Source organism: Candidatus Acidiferrales bacterium, from assembly GCA_036514995.1.
Classification (GTDB): Bacteria; Acidobacteriota; Terriglobia; order Acidiferrales; family DATBWB01; genus DATBWB01.
In genome coordinates this window covers 1-18434 of record DATBWB010000205.1, presented here as the reverse complement: position 1 = coordinate 18434, position 18434 = coordinate 1, and the positions used below count along the sequence as shown (strand labels likewise).

Here is an 18434-nt window from a genome sequence, read left to right as displayed (position 1 = left end):
GACAACGGCCTGCTTTTGCTGGTGCCGTTCCAACTATTTGCGCAACATACCGAGATGGCGCGACAAGTGATCTGTAGGCGCTGCGTCCTTGAAAAACCTGCCCTAAAATACTTGGAACGGCACTAGAATAGCTGGCGGGCTTGGCGCCGACCACCACGATGCAAACCCTCTTCGGTTCAACGGAGGAACGAGGCTGGCTCGACCGGCTGAGGCAGGCCGTTCGCTCGACCAAGCAGCAATTGGCCGCTCGCCTCGAGGACATCGTCGAAGGCGGCAAGGAAATCGATGCGGCTCTTCTCGAGAATCTGGAGGCCGGGCTCATCGGCGCCGACCTGGGCGTGAAGACGACGGGCGAGGTGCTCGAAAAGATTCGACAGCAGGTCAACCGGCAAACACTCAAAGACCCGCACGGGCTCAAGGCAGCTCTCAAGCAGGAGCTGCTCGGCATTCTCGAGTCGGTTACCAAGAAGGACGGGCCGGCGCCGGCGGTGCCGGAAGCCTTGCCGCGGGTGATTTTTGTCGTCGGCGTGAACGGCACGGGCAAGACGACCTCGATCGGCAAGTTAGCCTACCGCCTCCGCAAGGACGGCAAGCAGGTGCTGATCTGCGCCGCCGATACCTTTCGCGCCGCAGCCATCGAACAACTGGAGATCTGGGCCAGGCGAATCGGTTCTGAGATGATCCGGCAAAAGCCGGGGGCGGACCCGGCGGCGGTGGTGTTCGATTCGCTCGCGGCCGCGGTCGCGCGCAAGACCGATTGCGTCATCGTGGACACCGCCGGCCGGCTCCATACCAAATCGAATCTGATGGCCGAGCTCGAGAAGATGAAGCGCACGGCAGCCAAGCTTGTGGCTGGCGCTCCCCATGACGTTCTGCTTGTCATTGACGCCACCACTGGACAAAACGGCCTGGCTCAAGCCCGCGTGTTTACTGAAAGGGTGGGCGTGACCGGGATCATCCTCACCAAGCTCGACGGCACGGCCAAGGGCGGCATCGCTCTGGCCATCGTGCGCGAATTGGGCTTGCCCATCCAGTATGTGGGAACGGGCGAAACCTTGGAGGATCTGCTTCCTTTCCATCCCAAAGATTTTATCGAGTCGCTCTTTGCCTGAAACACACAGCCCAAAAGATTGGATGGCACAGGCGCTCGAGCTTGCCCGCCGGGGCGAAGCTCTCGCCAGCCCTAACCCTATGGTGGGCGCCTTGGTGGTCAGCGACGGAGAAATGGTTGGGAGCGGATTCCACACCTACGACGGCCGGCACCACGCCGAAGCGCTCGCGCTCGATCAGGCCGGCGAACGTGCTCGCGGCGCGACCCTGTATCTCAACCTGGAACCTTGCTCGCACGCCGGTCGAACGCCGCCCTGCGTCGAGCGCATCATCGCTGCCGGCGTGGCGCGCGTCGAAGCGGCGATGATTGACCCGAACCCGCTGGTCTCCGGCAAAGGCATCGAGAGGCTGCGGGGGGCGGGAATCCGCGTCGGGCTGGGAATCGCCGAAGACGAAGCCAGGCAACTCAACCAAACGTTTGCCAAATATGTCCGCACGGGACTGCCCTTTGTCACCCTCAAGATCGCCATGACCCTCGATGGACGAATTACTTCGCCTGACCGGGAAGAAAGATGGATTAGTTCGGCAGCGGCGCGGGCGGAGGTGCAGCACTTGCGCCACCGCCACGACGCCATCCTCACTGGCTCGGGAACGATCGCCGTTGACGATCCTGAGTTGACCGACCGCAGTCCCGTCGCTACCCATCCCCGGCGCCGGCCCCTTCTCCGCGTCATCCTGGACAGCCGGCTGTCCATTTCGCCCGCGGCACGCGTGATTCAAACCGCCGCCCATGACGTTCTTCTTCTCACGGCTGTGACCTCCACCGAAGCAAGCAAGCGATTTTCCGGCGGAAGCGTTGAAATCGTTTCAGTGGGTGGCGAGGGCCCGTACCATGCGGTACGGGGCGAGGCGCAGGTGGACCTCAAGGGCGCTCTCAAGGAGTTGGGCCGGAGAGAAATCACGAGCGTGCTCGTCGAGGCGGGCGCCAGGCTTTCCACAGCCTTCCTCAAGGCCGGTCTGGTGGACAAAATGATTCTCTACTACACGCCCAAGCTGATTGGTCAGGAGGGCACGCTGCCCCTCGTTGCGCGAAATTTTTCTCGCCTTGCCCAGGCGCCCACGTTGCATAATGTCACCGTGCGGCAGCTTGGCGACGAAGCGGTGGTGGAAGGATACCTGCGCGATGTTTACCGGAATCATTGAAGAGGTAGGGAAGATTGACTGGCTCGCAACGCGGCCCGAAGGCGGCCGCCTCCGGGTGCAGGCGCCGCGGGTGGCCGCTCACCTGGAAGTGAGTTCAAGCATCGCGGTGAACGGTTGTTGCCTCACCGTGGTCGAGCGCGGGCAGGACTGGTTCGCCTGCGACCTGGCCGATGAAACTCTGCGCCGCACCGGCTTTGCGCGACTCGCCACCGGGGCCCCGGTCAACCTGGAACGGCCTCTTGCGGCCTCGAGCCCTCTCGGCGGACACTTTGTGCAGGGGCATGTGGACGGAGTCGGCGAATTTCTCTCGCTCGATCCGAGCGGCGACAACTGGTTGCTCCGCGTCCGAGTGCCGCCGGAGGTCGAGCGCTACGTTGTCGGGAAGGGTTCGATCGCCATCGAAGGCATCAGTCTGACGGTGGCAGGGCTTGAAGGTTCGGTCGTCGAGGTGGCGATCATACCGTTTACCTACCAGAACACGAACCTGGCCGCCCTCCAGCCCGGCCATCCGGTTAACATCGAATGCGACATTTTGGCGAAGTATGTCGAGAGGTTTCTCCAGGGGAAACGGGAACCGGCGGCCGAACCCGCCTCATCCCGGTTGACCATGGAACGTCTGCGCGAAGAAGGTTTCTGATGGGGCCCCGGAGCGATCCCGCAGAGCGGGACCGCTGCGAGTTAGAGGAAGTTATGCTCAAAGCAAAAAAGAGGGCCGGCAAACCACGCAAGAAACATTCCCAAGGAGCGGCGCGAAAGATTTCCGTCGTGAAATGGCGTGACACGGACAGCGGAGGCCACTTCGAAATCTATCTCCCATCCACCTGGAAAACCAGGACGAGCCAGAACCCCGGCCAGAAACAATGACCCGAAATAACCCCTGAGGAAGCAGCGCAGGGTTTTTGTTCTCCAAGACCTTGCGGTCTCTTCCCGCCGGCGCAAAGCGGCAGGCTTCCGCCAGGGGCGCCATTCCTTCCGCTAGCGAGGCTTCCGCAGAGGAATCTTGATCAACCCGTAGGCAATCGCGCCAGAGGCAACCAGCGACAAATAGCCGCCCCAGGCAGCGTAAAAGGAAGGCGTATCCACGCCGGCGATGAGCCGGATCATGGAGGACCCGCTCAGAAGGAACACTCCGGCCAGTATGATGCCGGTGATGGCCTCGCCGGCGATGAGTCCCGATGCCACCAGCGTGCCCCGCTGCTCGATGCTTGCTCTGTCTTGCGCGGCACGCCGGGCCGCAACCCGATCGGTGACCCACTTGAAGACGCCGCCCAAGAAAATCGCTGAAGTCGTTTCCAGCGGCAGATACATGCCGACGGCAATGAGCATGGGTGAGGGAGCATCAATCATCACGAGCGCGACGCCGAAGAGGCAGCCCATCAGGATGAGGCCCCAGGCCATCTGCCCGCCTACAATGCCCTTGGCCAGCGTGGCCATCAGTCCGGCCTGGGGTGCGGGCAATTCCCTGCCGCCGATGCCGCCGGTCGAAAGATTCGCCTCGTGCAGCCACATCATCGGCAAAACCAGGAAAAACGATAGCGCCACGACGCTCAAAATTTCCGCCACCTGCATCTTCCAGGGTGTGCCGCCCAGCAAATACCCGGCTTTCAAATCCTGAATCAAACTGCCGGAAACACAGCAGGCGCAGCAAACCACCGAAGCCACGCCGAGTACCGCTGCCAGCCCGCTCAATCCGCGAACGCCGATCGCCACCATCACCAGCGCGGCCACAACCAGAGCCGAAAGCGTCAATCCGGACACGGGCTGGTTGGAACTTCCCACCAACCCCACCAGATAGCCGCCGATGGCTGAGAGAACAAATCCGGTCAACGTCATCACCAACGCGGCCAGGAGGGTTCCGGCGAAGCTCTGCGTGAAGTGGTAGTAGATGAACGAAATCGGTATCACCAGGGCAGCGATGGAAATCACAATCCACCGAAGGGGGATGTCCACATCGAGGCGACTGCGCCCGGCTGCTTCCGCCTGGCTCAGCTTGGCGGACGCCATCGCTCCTTTCAGCGAGCGAAACAAGGATTCGCGCATACTGTAGAGCGTATAGACGGCGCCGACCAGCATCGCCCCCACGGCAATCGGCCGCACGATGTTGTACCAGACGCTGTAAGCAAGCAAATCGTAAGGGGCGCCGGCAGCGAGCCCCGCCGGAAAACGGTTGGGCAAATCGGGATCAAGGAAAAGGACCAGCGGAATCAGGATCCACCAGGCAACGACTCCCCCGGAAAAGTTGATGGCAGCGAGGCGCGGCCCGATGATGTACCCGATCCCGATTAACGCGGGTGAAATGGAGGGGGTAGAGAAGGAAATGGCGCCGAGATGCTCGACATCGCCGATTGGTTTCTTGCTGAAATCAAAATGATGGATGACGGACTTGGGAAAACGAATCAGCCCGGCAATGGTCTCTTTGAAGACCGGGAAACCCTTTTCGTCCTTGAGGAGCTGGAGCAGCGCGCCGACGCCCAGGGCGCCGAAGATGTAGCGCGGCGCGGCGCTGCCCGTCGCTTGCCCTGCCTTCACAATCTCCGCGCTGGCCGTGCTTTCTGGAAACGGCAAATCGGAATCGACACACAGCGGCCTCCGCAGGATGATGATGAAGAAGATGCCGAGCAGCCCGCCGGCGAGCAGGATCACCACCCCTTCCCAATAGTGGCCGCCGAAGCCGCTCCAGAGCTTCTGCCCGTCCAGGTCCACCAGGACGAACGCAGGAATCGTAAAGATGGCACCGGCCACGAGCGCCTCGCCGACCGAAGCGGCGGTTCGCGTCAAGTTTTGTTCGAGCACCCCGCCGCGAAAAAACGGAAGACGAAAGAGCCAGATCGCCACCACGGCCGCCGGGATGGTGGCGGCGACCGTTTGGCCGGCCTTCATTCCCAGGTAGGCGTTGGCAGCTCCGAACACGGCGGCCATGAGGATGCCGGCGACAACGGCTTTGAGCGTGAATTCAGGTTCCCTGGAATCGTGGGGAACGAACGGGCGAAAGGAATCACTCATGAGCTCCTCTTGAACTTGGAGTAGGGCGCGCCCGGCGGCGCAGGGAGCCAAAACCGTCAACCGCCGAAAGGAGGAAGAGGGAACCGGCGCGAGGAGGCAGGCGAGGGTCTATGCCGAAACCTCCAGGATGGGAACGAGTTCGTCCTTCAGGCGAAAATCGCGCAGGACCGGAACTGGCGATGCGACGAATTCCAGCAAGCTGCCGAAAAGCGTCACGCGGCCTTCATGAAGAAAGACGATGCGGTCGGCTACCTTGCGCGCCAGGTGAGTGTCATGGGTAACGACGACGGCGGTCTTATGGAGCTGCCGCTTTAATTTCAAAATCAAGTCGCCCACGTGAGCGGCCATTACCGGATCAACTTGCGTGGTCGGCTCATCATAAAGGACAGCGTCGGGCTCGACCGCCAAAGCGCGGGCAATCGCCACCGCCCGCTTCACCCCCGTCGAGATGTCCGCCGGGTAGAGCTCGGCGTACTCTTCCACCTCGAGCATGCGCAGAAGCTCGCCGGTGCGCTGGATGACCGCCTCTTCATCGAGTTGCCGTTCCCAAAGGGGATAGGCAACGTTCTCGGCTACCGAGAGAGAATCAAAAAGGGCGCCGGATTGAAAGACCATCGTCACGCGCCGGCGAATCGGGATAAGCCGGTCTTCGTCCCAATCGGTGATGTCCTCACCATCCACAAAAACGCGGCCCGAGTCCGGCTTCAAAAAGCCGACGATGTGCCGGAGGGTGACGGATTTTCCTACGCCGCTGCGCCCCATAATGGCGAGCGTTTCCCCTCGGCGGAGGTTGAAACTGACGTCCACGAGCACTTCCTGCTCGCCAAAGGATTTATAAACGTTGCGGAATTCAATGAAGGACGGGCTCGGGGCACTCGAAGGTTTCTCGTCGGTCACCGGCGGCCCTCCCACCATGCTCGCGCTTCTTCATACTCGCGCGCCGAGTTCATATTCTTGAACAAGCGACCTCCAAAATCAAACGGTTTCAGCTCTTCCGCTGTCAAAATGCGAAGGCGCAGCTCGCGGTACGCCTCGGTGATTTTCGGATAGCCGCTCACCAGCAGGCTCTCATAGACCGGCAAGGTATCGCGGTGGTACGCAGCGGCCAGTGGTTGATAGGCATCGCCCGGCGCCGGAACGACAACCTGCGCGGCGGAGGGCTTCGCCGTGCGGATGAGGTGTCGCAAAAAATCGGCAGTCAGGTAGGGAAGGTCGCACGCGAGGATGAGGTTCCAATTGGTCGAGCTGGCGCTGAGCGCCGCGCAAATTCCGGCTACCGGACCGCGACCCGCAACCGGGTCAGGAAGGACCTCGACACCCAAATGGCGATATGCTTCCGGCGAACCCGCAATCGCCACTCGCCCCACCAGGGGACGCACCATCTCGATCAAGTGCGCCAGGAGCGGACGACCGGAAAATTCCAGCAGCGCCTTGTTCCGGCCCATGCGGCGGCTCCAGCCGCCGGCGAGGAAGAAGGCTGAAAAGGTATCGTCAGGAAGCACTGAGGTCATTTGCAGTTGGGCCCGGCGGGGATTATAGCCGGGATGTCGGAAGAAAGCGTAGCCGATCCCGGCGAAAGCCCATCCAGGGCGCGCGGGGTCGGCCACCGGCAGGCTTGTACGAGGGCGCTGGCCAACCATCAGCACCATCCAGAACAGACGGGCGGATGACCCCAGAAGCGACGGTTAGCGTCGTCTTCGAGGCTCACCCCGCTTCCCTGACAGCGAACCTTTTCGCAGTTGCAGCCGGGAGGGCTAAATTGGCTGGTATCCAAATGAAATAAAAGGGATTGTATTACCGAGACAGAGTGCGGGCGGAGTGTGGCAAGCGCCCATCGTTCTATCCCCTTGACAATGTTAGAGCAAGGTCGCTATAGTAGCACTCTTTACCGGAGAGTGCTAATCTTTGCCGGTAAATTGTGCCTGCAATTGACATTACGAGTCTCAAACTAATCCTGGAGGAAGAGGAACTATGGCCTTGAACGTGAGACCGCTGCACGACCGTGTTATGGTCAAGCGTTTGGAAGAGGAAGAGGTCGTGAAGGGGGGCATCATTATCCCTGACACGGCCAAAGAGAAGCCCCAAGAGGCCGAGGTGATGGCCGTGGGGAACGGCAAGATCCTTGAAAACGGCAACCGCGTTCCGCTTGACGTCAAGGTGGGCGACCGCGTCCTGTTCGGGAAATATTCAGGCAGCGAAATCAAGATCGACGAACAAGAGTATCTCATCCTGCGCGAGGAAGAGATTCTGGCGATTGTCGGCCACGCTGCCAAAGCAAAATCGGGCAAGTAGTGGAGATATTTCCCCGGCTGATCCCGATGCATCGGGAGAAGTCGGGGTCGCGATTCCAACATTGGGAGGAGAGAAAGCATGGCCAAGCAAATCGTTACCGGCGAGGAATCACGGCAGGCGATTCTTCGCGGCGTTAACATTCTAGCGGATGCAGTCAAAATCACGCTCGGCCCGAAGGGCCGCAACGTGGTGATTGAGAAGAAATTTGGCCCGCCGGTCAGCACCAAGGACGGGGTGACGGTGGCCAAAGAAGTCGAGTTGAAGGACCCGCTCGAAAACATGGGCGCGCAGATGGTGCGCGAGGTGGCTTCGAAGACTTCCGATGTTGCCGGCGACGGCACTACCACCGCCACGGTTCTGGCGCAGGCGATCTTCCGCGAGGGAGTGAAGTGCGTGGCCGCGGGTGCCAACCCCATGGCCTTGAAGCGCGGCATCGAAAAGGGCGTTGAGGCGGCCGTGGAAGCAATCAAGAAGCTCTCCAAGCCGGTCAAGGGAGAGATGATCGCCCAGGTCGGCACCATTTCCGCCAACAACGACCAGGAGATCGGGAACATCATCGCGGAAGCCATGAAGAAGGTGGGCAAAGACGGCGTCATCACCGTGGAGGAGTCGAAGACGATGACGACCGAACTGGAAGTGGTCGAGGGCATGCAGTTTGATCGCGGCTATCTCTCGCCCTACTTCGTGACCGACCCGGAGCGCATGGAAGCGGTGCTCGAAGACGTCCGCATCCTCATCCACGAAAAGAAAATCAGCTCGATGAAGGACCTGCTCCCGTTGCTCGAGCAAATCGCCAAAATGGGCAAGCCGCTTCTGATCATCGCCGAGGAAGTTGAAGGCGAGGCGCTTGCCACCCTGGTGGTCAACAAGCTGCGCGGCACGCTCCAGTGCGTGGCCGTGAAGGCGCCGGGCTTTGGCGACCGCCGCAAGGCGATGCTCGAGGACATTGGCGTGCTCACCGCCGGCCGTGCCATCAGCGAGGACCTGGGCATCAAGCTCGAGAATGTGAAAATCGAAGACCTCGGGCGGGCCAAGAAGGTCACCATCGACAAGGACAACACCACCATCGTCGAGGGCGCTGGCAAGGCCTCCGAGATCGAAGGCCGCGTCAAGCAGCTACGCGCCCAGATCGAGGAGACCACCTCCGACTATGACAGCGAGAAGCTCCAAGAGCGGTTGGCGAAGCTGGTGGGCGGCGTGGCCGTGATCAAGGTCGGCGCCGCTACCGAGACCGAGCTGAAAGAGAAGAAGGCTCGCGTCGAGGACGCCATGCACGCCACCCGCGCGGCCGTCGAGGAAGGCATCGTCCCCGGGGGCGGCGTGGCTCTCATCCGCGCCGTGGAGGAGCTCCATAAGCTCAAGCTGGACGGCGACGAGGCTACCGGCGTCAACATCGTCAAGCGGGCGCTGGAAGAGCCTCTCCGCCAGATTGTCCAGAATGCCGGGCACGAAGGCGCCGTCGTGGTCGAACGCGTCAGGAACAGCAAAGCGATCAATTACGGCTTCGATGCGGAGGCAGCCGAGTACGCTGATCTGGTTGAGGCCGGGGTGATCGACCCGACCAAGGTCACCCGGCTGGCGCTGCAGAACGCTTCCTCGATTGCCGCGCTCATGCTCACCACCGAAGCCCTGGTCGCCGAGATTCCTGAGGAAAAGAGGGAAGGCGGCGGCCCTCCGGGCGGCAGGATGGGCGGGATGTACTAAGGCAGTGACCGTTGGCCAGCGACCGGTTTTTGGTTCCGGCGCCGCTGGCCGACGAAAACCTACCCACATTCGACAGCCCTGAACCGGAAGGTTCAGGGCTGTTTTGCTTTCCGGGCGCGGCGGCGCGAGCCCTACCCTTGTTTTTGCCATGGGAAACGGGCAGATTGATGCCTCGGGGACCTGCCCGACACGATTCAGCAAGCGGGCCGATAAAAGGCCACCGGTGCCGACGATGGTTGCGCGGTTCGCCAGCATTCTGGCCGCATACTCGATCCTGGTTGCAAGCCCTTCGGTGCCGGGGGCTTCGGCGACCGCCGAGGAAAGGTCGCTTACCATCGCGGCCGCTGCCAATATGAGTGACGCGCTGGAAGAGATCAAATCTGCCTATGCGGCCAAGCATGCGGTCAAGCTTGTCTATAGTTTTGGGGCCAGCGGAAGTCTGGCTCAGCAGATCCGCCACGGCGCGCCGTTTGATCTGCTGCTTTCGGCGGATGTGAGAACAGTTGCGAAATTGCTCGAAGAAGGCTGGATTCTGCCGGGGACGGCGAAGATTTACGCCCGCGGGCAGCTTGTGCTCTGGACGGAGGAATCCACCCACGTCCGGCTGAACACCCTCGAGGATGTATTGCAGCCCGCTATCGAGCGCATTGCCATCGCCCATCCGGCGACGGCGCCCTACGGTCGAGCCGCCGTCGAAGCGCTCGAAGCAGCCGGACTCTGGGATCGGGTCAAGGACAAAATCATCTACGCCGAAAACGTCAATCAGGCGCAACAATACGCGGCCACGCGCAATACCGACGTGGCCTTCATTCCCCTCGCCCTTGTCCGTCGCGACCCCGGCCGCTTCGTCCGTGTGGACGGGAAACTCCATGTGCCGATTGACCAAGCGCTCGGCGTCGTCCGCAACAGCGTTCATCATGCCGAGGCGAAAGAGTTCGCCGAATTTCTGCTGAGCGAGCAAGGCCGCGTCATCCTCAAGAAATTCGGCTACACTCTCCCTTAAATTCGGAAAGGAGCGGCTCACCCTCGAAGGTCGAGGGCGGGCCCGGAGGGCCGCCATGTCCTGCTCTGCCATTCTTGCCTTCGGCCTCTTTGGAGATATCGAGTGGTTTCCTATCCGCCTTTCGTTCCAGGTCTCCCTGCTGGCAACGGCGATAGCGCTGGTTTTGGGGGTCGGCTGCGCCTGGTTGTTGGCCAAGAAAAGCTTTCGCGGCAAAGAACTGCTGGATGCGGTGATTGCTCTGCCGCTGGTCCTCCCGCCCACGGTTCTGGGATACTACCTGCTCGTGTTGCTGGGAGCGCGCAGTCCTCTCGGGCACGCTCTCCAGGATTGGTTCGGCATCCGGCTCACCTTCACCGTAACGGCAGCGGTGATTGCTGCCACCATTCATGCCCTGCCCCTGATGGTCAAGTCGGTCCGGGCGGCACTCGAAAGCGTGGACGCGGCGTGCGAGAATGCAGCTCGAACCCTGGGCGCCTCGGAGGGGCGCGTCTTTTTCACGGTGACGTTGCCGCTTGCCCGGCGCAGCGTGGTGGCGGCAAGCGTCCTGGGTTTCGCCCGGGCGCTGGGCGACTTTGGCGTCACGATCATGATTGCCGGAAACATCCCCGGGAAAACCCAAACGGCGGCGGTCGCCATCTACGACGCGGTGCAGGCTGGCCGTGACAATTACGCTCTCCTGTTGGTGGTCGTCGTATCGCTTCTGTGCGTGGCCATTCTCTATGCCACCAACCGCCTGGCCGGCGGGCGCTGGTAGCCCCGGCAGGACGGGATGAACCATGCTTGAAATTGCGGTCCGAAAACATCTCTCGATTCAGGGCGTCGCGTTTGACCTTGCGGTCGAATGTGTGGCGGGCGATGAGATCACCGTGCTTTTCGGCCCCAGCGGCGCCGGCAAATCGCTTACCCTGCAACTCATCGCCGGGCTGGTTCGCCCCGATGAGGGCCGGATCGCGCTGGACAGGGCTCCGGTTTTTGACTCTGCCAAAAATATAGACGTACCGGCTGCCAGACGCCGCATCGGATACGTATTTCAAAGTCTGGCCCTTTTCCCCCACCTGACGGTAACTCGAAACATTGCCTACGGGCTCAAGAACTCATCGGGTGAGAAAAAGCGGCGCGTGGAGGAAATTCTCAACCGTTTTGGAATGGGGCGGTTTGGGAATAGCCTGCCGCGTGAAATTTCCGGCGGACAGCAGCAGCGCGTGGCGCTGGCGCGAGCGCTCGTGACGGAGCCGAAAATGCTCCTGCTGGATGAGCCGCTCTCCGCCCTGGACGCGGCGACCAAAGAAACGCTGATGCAGGACTTGCGGCGCATCGGTCGCGAACAGAAGATTCCCATCCTGTACGTGACCCACGACCGGAATGAGGCGATCCGCCTGGGTGATCACATGTTTGTGCTCGACGCCGGAAGGATCGTGGCCGCGGGCTCTCCGCTCGCCGTGCTGGGAGTTCCACGAACCGAAACCGTCGCCCGGCTGGCAGGGGTGGAGAACATTCTGGAAGGGCGGGTGGCGGAAAAAAACTCTTCGCCGGGAATTGATCGCATTGATTGTGGCGGGTTTTCTCTCTTGGTGCCGACAACGAAACTGGAAAGCGGAACGCCGACCACGGTGGCCATCGCCGCCGCCGAAATATTGCTTGCCGGGGAGAAACCGGGAATGCTCAGCGCCAGAAATATCTTGCCGGGAATCGTGAGCCAGCTCTTCCCGCAGCACCCGCTCATGCTTGTCCGGGTGGAGTGTGGTCGCGGGTCTCCGCCGCTCCTCGTCTCCCTCACGGAATCCGCCAGCGGCGCGCTCAGCCTTGAGCCGGGCAAACCCGTCTGGGTGATTATCAAGGCCAATTCCTGCCATCTGCTTGAAAGATGATGTGCCCGGCGGTGGAAGGCCCGTCCGCCAGCGGCGAATTGGAGCGTTCCCTTTTGCCGACGGGGAAGGCTCAAGCCTTCCTCGGCTTTTTCGCAAAAACCGCCTGAGATTGTGCTACATTTTTCACTCTTGCCGATACGTCGGGGAGGACAATGTGCGACGCCGATGGAATCTGTGTATCTACACGGGGTTTCTGCTGACGGTGGCTGGTTTTCTCAGCTATCTTCTGTTTTTCAACCGATTCCCTGCTCTGCGCGACTTCCCCTGGCTTAACCTGCCTGCGCAGATTGTGGGGCTCGGAATAGTCGGTCTTGGGTTCTGGCGGGCGTATGCTCGACCGGCCGGCTATCGCGGCAAGGTGGCCGCGCCGGTTTCGAGTTTGCTCAGTCTCGGCGTGCTGGGACTGTTCTGCTACTACGTATTCTTCCTGTCTTATAAAGTTCCCTCGGCAAGCGCCGCGCCGCAGGTCGGCCAGACAGCGCCGGATTTCACCCTGATGGACCACAATGGACAAAAAGTGCGGTTGGCTTCTTTGACCTCTCCCGGTGGTTCATCGGCTGAAGGCCACTATGTCCTGCTGGTCTTCTATCGCGGCTATTGGTGACCCTTCTGCATGTCCGAGCTGCAAGGTTTGCAGCGCCACATCGCTGAGTTCGAAAAGCGAAACTGCAAGGTTTTTGCCGTGTCCGTCGATCCGCCCGAGCTGAGCCGGGAGCGAGTGGTGCGCCGGCTGCGGTTGAGCTATGCGATACTGTCCGACGTCCGCCGCGAGGTCATCGAAAAGTATCAAATCGTCCACCGTGGCGCCGGGATGGGAGGCACCGACGTTGCCCGGCCAGCCGAATTCCTGATTGATCCTCAGGGCGTGATCCGGTGGACCGAATTCACGGAAAACTGGCGGGTTCGCGCCCGGCCGGAGCAAATTCTGGAGGCGCTGGACGACGTGCAGTCGAAGAAAACCGCGCTTGCAACCCAGGACTGATATACGGTTCGAAGCTAAACGCTGAATCCTGGCCTGCGGCGGAAGATGTATGTAGTTCCGTTCGAACTTATTGTGCCTGGCCCGGCGGTGGAAGCCGCTGGGCTGAACAGATTGAACAACCTTGCGCTCACGTTCGGCCCACGGGCTTCTGCCCGTCGGAACCATCTCGTAGATTCCACTAGGCCCAGTTAGTTGCAATGAGACTAGTTGAAGACTGCTAGGGATGAGGACTCTGCGCTGAGTGAGGATTCTGGGTTATACTGAAAAGGCGCATGGCGGTGTGGCCGGGAGCCGCGCTCGCAACCGTCCTGGTTTCCGGCGCCTCGGATAGCCTAGAAAAGCCATGAATCCGACCCAAAGCCCGTTCGCCCCCATTCCTGAAGCGATTGAAGAAATTCGCCAGGGGCACGTGGTCGTCGTCGTGGATGACGAGGACCGGGAAAACGAGGGCGACCTCGTCTGTGCCGCCGAAAAAGTCACTCCTGAAATCATCAACTTCATGGCCAAGCACGGCCGCGGGCTGATCTGCGTGCCGTTGACCGAGGAGAGGCTCGACCATCTGCGCATCCTGCTGATGAGCCGGGAAAACACTTCCCCCCTCGGCACCGCCTTTTGCGAATCGGTCGAAGCCCGCCGGGGGGTGACCACCGGCATTTCCGCCCAGGATCGGGCGACGACCATCCTTGCGCTGGTGGATCCACGCACGCAGCCGGCCGACCTTGTCCGCCCCGGTCATATCTTTCCGCTGCGCGCGCGGAGGGGCGGGGTGCTGGTGCGCGCCGGCCAAACGGAAGCTTCCCTTGACCTTGCCCGGCTGGCCGGGCTGGTTCCCGCCGGGGTGATTTGCGAAATCATGAATGAGGACGGCACGATGGCGCGCGTGCCGCAACTGGTCGAGTATTGCCGGCTACACAGCCTGAAAATGGTCACCGTCGCCGACCTGATTCGTTACCGCATGCAGACCGAGCGCTACGTGCGGCGCCTGGCCGAGACGGTTTTGCCGACTGCTTTCGGCGACTTCCGGATGATCGCCTATGCATCCGAGCCCGACCAGGAGATTCATCTGGCCCTGGTGCGCGGTGAGGTGGGCGGGGCGGAACCCACCCTGGTACGGATGCATTCTCACTGTTTGACGGGGGACGTCCTGGGATCGTCGGCTTGCGATTGTCGCCGGTTGATCGAGCGGAGCCTCGAGCAGATTGGCGCCGAGGGCCGCGGTGTCTTTGTCTATTTGCATCACACCGGCCGCGGCTTCGACCTGGAAAAAAGGGAAGAGCGCACCGCCATCCGCTACCACGACCGGCACCACATTGATACCGACCCGCGCCGCCAGCGAGAAATCCAGCGGGAATCGGGCATCGGCGCGCAAATTCTTTCCGACCTGGGGCTCAGCGTGATCCGGGTATTGACGAATCATCCGCGCAAGGTGGTGGCGCTCGAAGGGTTCGGGTTGAAGATCGTCGAGCAGGTACCCATCTGGCTGGGCGCTCCCGAGCAATCTCCTACATAATTATGAAGACCTTATCCCATATTTTGCTTCACGCGGCACAACTGGGCGGCGCCGTCGCCTTTGCAATCTTCTTCTTCGAATGGTTCGCGTGGATCCTGGGCGGGTCGTTCCTGATTTCGCTGTTGCTTCACCGGCTCGACTGCATGGTGAACGCCCCTGAGCCCTCCTGAAAACAACCCGCGCTGCCTCTTCCTTTTAAGCTGGCGATTTTCAAATGGGACGCCCGGTTCTTTGCGGCAGAGTCAATCCAGGCGGAGATGGGGCTTCCAGGACTCAAACTTCTTTCGACTCACTCCCTGGATGGCCAGCATCTCTTCCAGGCGGCGGAAGGGGCCGTGTTTGGTCCGAAATTCTACAATACGCCTGGCAAGCACCGGGCCGACGCCGGGTAATTGCGTCAACTGTTCGACCGTCGCCTGATTGATGGCAATCGGATGCGCCGGCCAGGTTTTCTTGGCAGCAAGACTTGGACCGGGCGCGAGGAGAACCGCCGCAGCCAGGATGGCCCCGATCAAGATAATGTTCGAGAAAAACGTGATGAGCCGCATCCGTTTGTTGGCGGCGAATTCCCCGCGACTTGGACTCGCGTCAAGCATAACGTCTCATCTCCCGGCCCAAACTCTTCGGAGAGCTCGCCGGAGGTCAGGCCTGGCAAGGAGATGGATGGAAAGTTCTGCCAGGGCGCGGTAGGCGCGACGGTAGGCAGGCGGATAGCGCCGCAGCTCGCGCCAATGGGAGCGAATGGTGGCAACATCGCCCCGCACCAGTGGCCCCGTCCATGCCTTGCCGGCGCCGAGGCTTGCCCAGTAATCAAGCGTCTGTCGCATCAAGGGCGACAAGGCGCGCGCCGCATCCCTCGGCCGGCCCGTGCTGCGGGCCATCATCCTTCCCGCCATTTCGGCCACCGCCAGCAGGAGAGGCGAAGCCACCGTCGCCGCGGCGTGGTAGTTCGCCTTGCGCCCGGCAAAAAGGCGAAAGAGTTTCCCTCCCAGCTTGCCGACGATGCGTTGCGCCACCGGCACCGCAGCCGCGTCGCCTTCGAAGGCAAACCACACTCCGCGGGCGCTTGCCGGCTTGGTTCCCGGAAAGGTTTGAAGAGGATGCAGCGAGCCCACCGCTGCACCCGCCTTCCTCAAAGGAGCAAGGTCAGCCGAAGTGCGCACTCCGCTTGTGTGCAAAACCACGCGGCCGCGCAAGCCATGCTCTCCCGCTGCCCGCGCAAGCCGCCCGGCAACGCCGCGAATCCTCTCATCAGGAGTTGCGATCAGGAGGATCTCCGATTGGAGCACAGCCGGCGAGATGCGACTTTCGGCGCCACCCGCGCCAATGAAGCGTACCGCCGCCAGGGCCGTCCGCCGGCTTCGCGTCACGACCGGCCCAATGCGCTGCCCTGTCCGGCAAAGCAAGAAACCAAGCGTCCGCCCGAGCCGCCCGCCACCGATGATCGCCATACGTCTTCGAGGCATGAGGTCGAAGCGGGATAATAGCCGAAGCAACAAGAAAGGTACAGGCGGCCAGAAGGCCAACTCCTCAGGGCACGACGAAACTTGTCCCGAGCCGAGTCGCAGGAGCCGTGCCGCCCACTATTTTGAGGTTTCTGTCCGGGCGGGAGCCAAAGTTGGCTGGAAGAGGGCACCGAGGTCTTTCTGCTTGAGGGCGCGAACGCGGTCGCGGAGCACAGCGGCTTTTTCAAATTCAAAATTCTTGGCGGCTTCTCGCATGGCTGTCTCCAGCTTCACGATCGCTTCCCGCAATTGCTCCTCCGTCTGAAACTCGTCGAAGGCGGTTTCGGCGAGGGAAACTGTGGCGTAGTCGGCCTCGACAATCGAGGCCAGCGTCATGTCCACCGGCTTGAGGATGGACTGCGGTGTGATGCCGTGTTCAGAGTTGTAGCGCACCTGGACAGCGCGGCGCCGGTTGGTCTCGCTGATCGCCGCGTTCATGGAGCGGGTCATGGTGTCCGCGTACAAGAGCGCCTTGCCGTGGATGTGCCGGGCGGCGCGGCCCATGGTTTGGATGAGCGAAGTGCGCGAGCGGAGATAGCCTTCCTTGTCCGCATCCAGAATGGCCACCAGCGAGACCTCGGGCAAATCGAGGCCTTCGCGCAAAAGATTGATGCCGATGAGCACGTCAAACTCACCCCGGCGCAAATCGCGGAGAATGCGCACGCGCTCGAGCGTCTCGATTTCGGAGTGGAGATAGCGGCAACGCACGCCAACCTCGGTGTAGTATTCCGCCAGATCTTCCGCCATGCGCTTGGTCAGCGTCGTGACCAGGACGCGCTCGCCTTGCTCGGTGCGCTTTTGAATTTCGGCAAGCAAATCGTCCACCTGGCCGCGCACCGGCCGGACCTCCACTTCCGGGTCCACGAGGCCGGTGGGACGCACAAGCTGCTCGACCAGCACGCCGCCCGCCCGCGTCTGTTCCCATTCCGCCGGCGTGGCCGAGACGTAGATGACCTGATTCAGCCTGTGCTCGAACTCCTCGAAGGTGAGCGGCCGGTTATCGAGCGCTGACGGCAGGCGGAATCCGAAGTCCACCAGCGTCTGCTTGCGCGACCGGTCGCCGTGATACATCCCCGTCACCTGCGGGATCGCCTGGTGGCTTTCGTCCACAAACATCAGATAGTCATTCGGGACGTAGTCGAGCAGCGTCGGCGGCGCCTCGCCGGGCAAGCGGCCGGAGAGATGGCGCGAATAGTTTTCGATCCCGTGGCAATAGCCGATGGTGCGCATCATCTCGATATCGAACATGGTTCGCTGATAGACGCGCTGGGCTTCCACGAGCTTGCCCTGCTTATCCAGTTCCGCCTTCCACCACTCCAGCTCTTCCAGGATGGACTCAATCGCGCGTTCGCGCTGGTCAGCCCGCATGACATAGTGCGACTTGGGATAGATGGGCAAGCGCTCGTAGGTCTGCTTGACCTGGCCGAAGAGCGGATCAATTTGCGAAATCTGTTCGACCTGGTCGCCCCACAGTTCGATGCGGTAGGCGTTGTCCTCGTAAGTCGGATAGAGCTCGATGACATCGCCTCGGACGCGAAACATCCCCCGCCGGAGCTCGCCGTCGTTGCGCTCGTATTGAATTTCGACCAGCCGCTTGAGCAGCTCTGATCGCGGCACCCGCTGGCCTTTCTCCAACATCACCAGCATCCCGTAGTAGGCCTCCGGCGAGCCCAGGCCGTAAATACAGGAGACGCTGGCGACGATGACCACGTCGCGCCGTTCAAAGAGCGACCGCGTGGCTGACATTCGCAGCTTGTCCAGCTCGTCGTTGATCGTCGCTTCCTTCTCAATGTAGGTATCGGTGGCGGGGAGATAGGCTTCCGGCTGGTAGTAGTCGTAGTAGCTGACAAAGTATTCGACGGCGTGGCGCGGAAAGAAACCCTTGAACTCGTGGAAAAGCTGAGCCGCCAGAGTCTTGTTGTGCGCCAGAACAACGGTCGGGCGGTTCGCCTGCTCGATGACCTTGGCCATGGTGAAGGTCTTGCCCGAGCCGGTCACGCCCAAAAGCACCTGGTGGCGGTCTCCGCCGCGCAGGCCGCGCACCAGTGCCTCAATCGCCTGCTCTTGATCGCCTCGTAGGGTGTAATTGCTGATGAGTTTGAAGTCCATCGCGCAGCCGGCCGCAACGGCTCAGCTCGAAACCTCCATTATATCGCGGGAAAGAAGACAACCGCCTGGAATTTCGCTCACGGTGAGCCGAGGATTTGCACTTGCAGGGCGCGCTCGCGCGGCCCGTCGAGTTCGGCCAGGATGATGGACTGAAAGGTCCCGAGAACAAGTTCGCCGTCCTGTACGGGCAACGCCAGGCTATGGC

General features: G+C 61.5%; 18 protein-coding genes. 12 read left to right on the top strand and 6 right to left on the bottom strand.

Features of this window, described 5'->3' with window-relative positions:
• Positions 1 to 140: 140 nt before the first annotated feature.
• From ftsY to VIH17_13350, 3 genes are read left to right on the top strand one after another with little or no spacing between them, the layout of a single operon-like run.
• Complete coding sequence (gene ftsY / locus VIH17_13360; protein HEY4684220.1) at positions 141 to 1112, top strand: signal recognition particle-docking protein FtsY; 972 nt, start codon at positions 141 to 143, stop codon at positions 1110 to 1112.
• Positions 1113 to 1134: 22 nt separating this feature from the next.
• On the top strand, positions 1135 to 2253 hold the full coding sequence (ribD, locus tag VIH17_13355; GenBank protein ID HEY4684219.1) for a bifunctional diaminohydroxyphosphoribosylaminopyrimidine deaminase/5-amino-6-(5-phosphoribosylamino)uracil reductase RibD: 1119 nt from the start codon (positions 1135 to 1137) through the stop codon (positions 2251 to 2253).
• Positions 2234 to 2890, top strand: coding sequence for a riboflavin synthase (locus VIH17_13350; GenBank protein ID HEY4684218.1), 657 nt, complete (start codon positions 2234 to 2236; stop codon positions 2888 to 2890). Before ribD ends, VIH17_13350 begins: the two co-directional genes overlap by 20 nt.
• Before the next feature lie 338 nt (positions 2891 to 3228).
• On the opposite strand, the gene VIH17_13345 is transcribed toward VIH17_13350, so the two are convergent.
• The 3 genes from VIH17_13345 to VIH17_13335 all read right to left on the bottom strand — a co-directional run bounded on the left by VIH17_13345 (position 3229) and on the right by VIH17_13335 (position 6896).
• Positions 3229 to 5256: an oligopeptide transporter, OPT family gene (locus VIH17_13345; GenBank protein HEY4684217.1), complete on the bottom strand. Its 2028-nt coding sequence runs from the start codon at positions 5254 to 5256 to the stop codon at positions 3229 to 3231.
• A gap of 108 nt (positions 5257 to 5364) precedes the next feature.
• Entirely contained in the window at positions 5365 to 6153 is a 789-nt protein-coding gene (locus tag VIH17_13340) for an ATP-binding cassette domain-containing protein (protein HEY4684216.1), read from the bottom strand.
• Entirely contained in the window at positions 6150 to 6896 is a 747-nt protein-coding gene (locus VIH17_13335; protein HEY4684215.1) for a molybdenum cofactor guanylyltransferase, read from the bottom strand. The genes VIH17_13340 and VIH17_13335 overlap by 4 nt, the downstream gene beginning before the upstream one ends.
• Positions 6897 to 7233: 337 nt before the next feature.
• Here VIH17_13335 and groES point away from each other — a divergent pair, with 337 nt between their 5' ends.
• The 9 genes from groES to VIH17_13290 all read left to right on the top strand — a co-directional run bounded on the left by groES (position 7234) and on the right by VIH17_13290 (position 14785).
• Positions 7234 to 7548 carry a co-chaperone GroES gene (gene groES / locus VIH17_13330; protein ID HEY4684214.1) on the top strand — a complete coding sequence of 105 codons (315 nt, stop codon included), beginning with the start codon at positions 7234 to 7236 and terminating at the stop codon, positions 7546 to 7548.
• 78 nt (positions 7549 to 7626) lie between these two features.
• Positions 7627 to 9252 (top strand): chaperonin GroEL, encoded by a 1626-nt coding sequence (groL, locus tag VIH17_13325; GenBank protein HEY4684213.1) that lies wholly within the window; start codon positions 7627 to 7629, stop codon positions 9250 to 9252.
• Positions 9253 to 9484: 232 nt separating this feature from the next.
• A complete protein-coding gene (gene modA / locus VIH17_13320; protein ID HEY4684212.1) occupies positions 9485 to 10255 on the top strand; it encodes a molybdate ABC transporter substrate-binding protein in 771 nt (256 codons plus the stop codon).
• A gap of 55 nt (positions 10256 to 10310) precedes the next feature.
• Positions 10311 to 11009 (top strand): molybdate ABC transporter permease subunit, encoded by a 699-nt coding sequence (gene modB / locus VIH17_13315; protein HEY4684211.1) that lies wholly within the window; start codon positions 10311 to 10313, stop codon positions 11007 to 11009.
• A 22-nt stretch (positions 11010 to 11031) separates the two neighbouring features.
• Entirely contained in the window at positions 11032 to 12123 is a 1092-nt protein-coding gene (gene modC / locus VIH17_13310; GenBank protein HEY4684210.1) for a molybdenum ABC transporter ATP-binding protein, read from the top strand.
• A 154-nt stretch (positions 12124 to 12277) separates the two neighbouring features.
• On the top strand, positions 12278 to 12727 hold the full coding sequence (locus VIH17_13305) for a hypothetical protein (GenBank protein HEY4684209.1): 450 nt from the start codon (positions 12278 to 12280) through the stop codon (positions 12725 to 12727).
• 9 nt (positions 12728 to 12736) lie between these two features.
• Positions 12737 to 13105, top strand: coding sequence for a redoxin domain-containing protein (locus VIH17_13300; protein HEY4684208.1), 369 nt, complete (start codon positions 12737 to 12739; stop codon positions 13103 to 13105).
• 343 nt (positions 13106 to 13448) lie between these two features.
• The gene (gene ribB, locus VIH17_13295) at positions 13449 to 14615 is read left to right on the top strand and encodes a 3,4-dihydroxy-2-butanone-4-phosphate synthase (GenBank protein ID HEY4684207.1); all 1167 of its coding nucleotides are present in this window, start codon (positions 13449 to 13451) and stop codon (positions 14613 to 14615) included.
• 2 nt (positions 14616 to 14617) lie between these two features.
• Positions 14618 to 14785, top strand: a complete 168-nt coding sequence (locus VIH17_13290) for a hypothetical protein (GenBank protein HEY4684206.1) — start codon at positions 14618 to 14620, stop codon at positions 14783 to 14785.
• Between the two features lie 72 nt (positions 14786 to 14857).
• Here VIH17_13290 and VIH17_13285 read toward each other — a convergent pair whose 3' ends face one another.
• From VIH17_13285 to uvrB, 3 genes are all read right to left on the bottom strand, one after another.
• On the bottom strand, positions 14858 to 15211 hold the full coding sequence (locus tag VIH17_13285) for a helix-hairpin-helix domain-containing protein (protein HEY4684205.1): 354 nt from the start codon (positions 15209 to 15211) through the stop codon (positions 14858 to 14860).
• A 6-nt stretch (positions 15212 to 15217) separates the two neighbouring features.
• A complete protein-coding gene (locus VIH17_13280; protein ID HEY4684204.1) occupies positions 15218 to 16066 on the bottom strand; it encodes a DUF2520 domain-containing protein in 849 nt (282 codons plus the stop codon).
• 132 nt (positions 16067 to 16198) lie between these two features.
• Positions 16199 to 18229: an excinuclease ABC subunit UvrB gene (gene uvrB, locus VIH17_13275; GenBank protein ID HEY4684203.1), complete on the bottom strand. Its 2031-nt coding sequence runs from the start codon at positions 18227 to 18229 to the stop codon at positions 16199 to 16201.
• Between the last annotated feature and the right edge of the window lie 205 nt (positions 18230 to 18434).

Coding starts and splice junctions, on each gene's coding strand:
- ribD (HEY4684219.1), top strand. CDS start 1,135: ATGGCACAGGCGCTCGAGCTTGCCCGCCGGGGCGAAGCTCTCGCCAGC.
- VIH17_13350 (HEY4684218.1), top strand. CDS start 2,234: ATGTTTACCGGAATCATTGAAGAGGTAGGGAAGATTGACTGGCTCGCA.
- VIH17_13345 (HEY4684217.1), bottom strand. CDS start 5,256: ATGAGTGATTCCTTTCGCCCGTTCGTTCCCCACGATTCCAGGGAACCT.
- VIH17_13335 (HEY4684215.1), bottom strand. CDS start 6,896: ATGGTTGGCCAGCGCCCTCGTACAAGCCTGCCGGTGGCCGACCCCGCG.
- groL (HEY4684213.1), top strand. CDS start 7,627: ATGGCCAAGCAAATCGTTACCGGCGAGGAATCACGGCAGGCGATTCTT.
- modA (HEY4684212.1), top strand. CDS start 9,485: ATGGTTGCGCGGTTCGCCAGCATTCTGGCCGCATACTCGATCCTGGTT.
- modB (HEY4684211.1), top strand. CDS start 10,311: ATGTCCTGCTCTGCCATTCTTGCCTTCGGCCTCTTTGGAGATATCGAG.
- modC (HEY4684210.1), top strand. CDS start 11,032: ATGCTTGAAATTGCGGTCCGAAAACATCTCTCGATTCAGGGCGTCGCG.
- VIH17_13300 (HEY4684208.1), top strand. CDS start 12,737: ATGTCCGAGCTGCAAGGTTTGCAGCGCCACATCGCTGAGTTCGAAAAG.
- ribB (HEY4684207.1), top strand. CDS start 13,449: ATGAATCCGACCCAAAGCCCGTTCGCCCCCATTCCTGAAGCGATTGAA.
- VIH17_13290 (HEY4684206.1), top strand. CDS start 14,618: ATGAAGACCTTATCCCATATTTTGCTTCACGCGGCACAACTGGGCGGC.
- VIH17_13285 (HEY4684205.1), bottom strand. CDS start 15,211: ATGCTTGACGCGAGTCCAAGTCGCGGGGAATTCGCCGCCAACAAACGG.
- VIH17_13280 (HEY4684204.1), bottom strand. CDS start 16,066: ATGGCGATCATCGGTGGCGGGCGGCTCGGGCGGACGCTTGGTTTCTTG.
- uvrB (HEY4684203.1), bottom strand. CDS start 18,229: ATGGACTTCAAACTCATCAGCAATTACACCCTACGAGGCGATCAAGAG.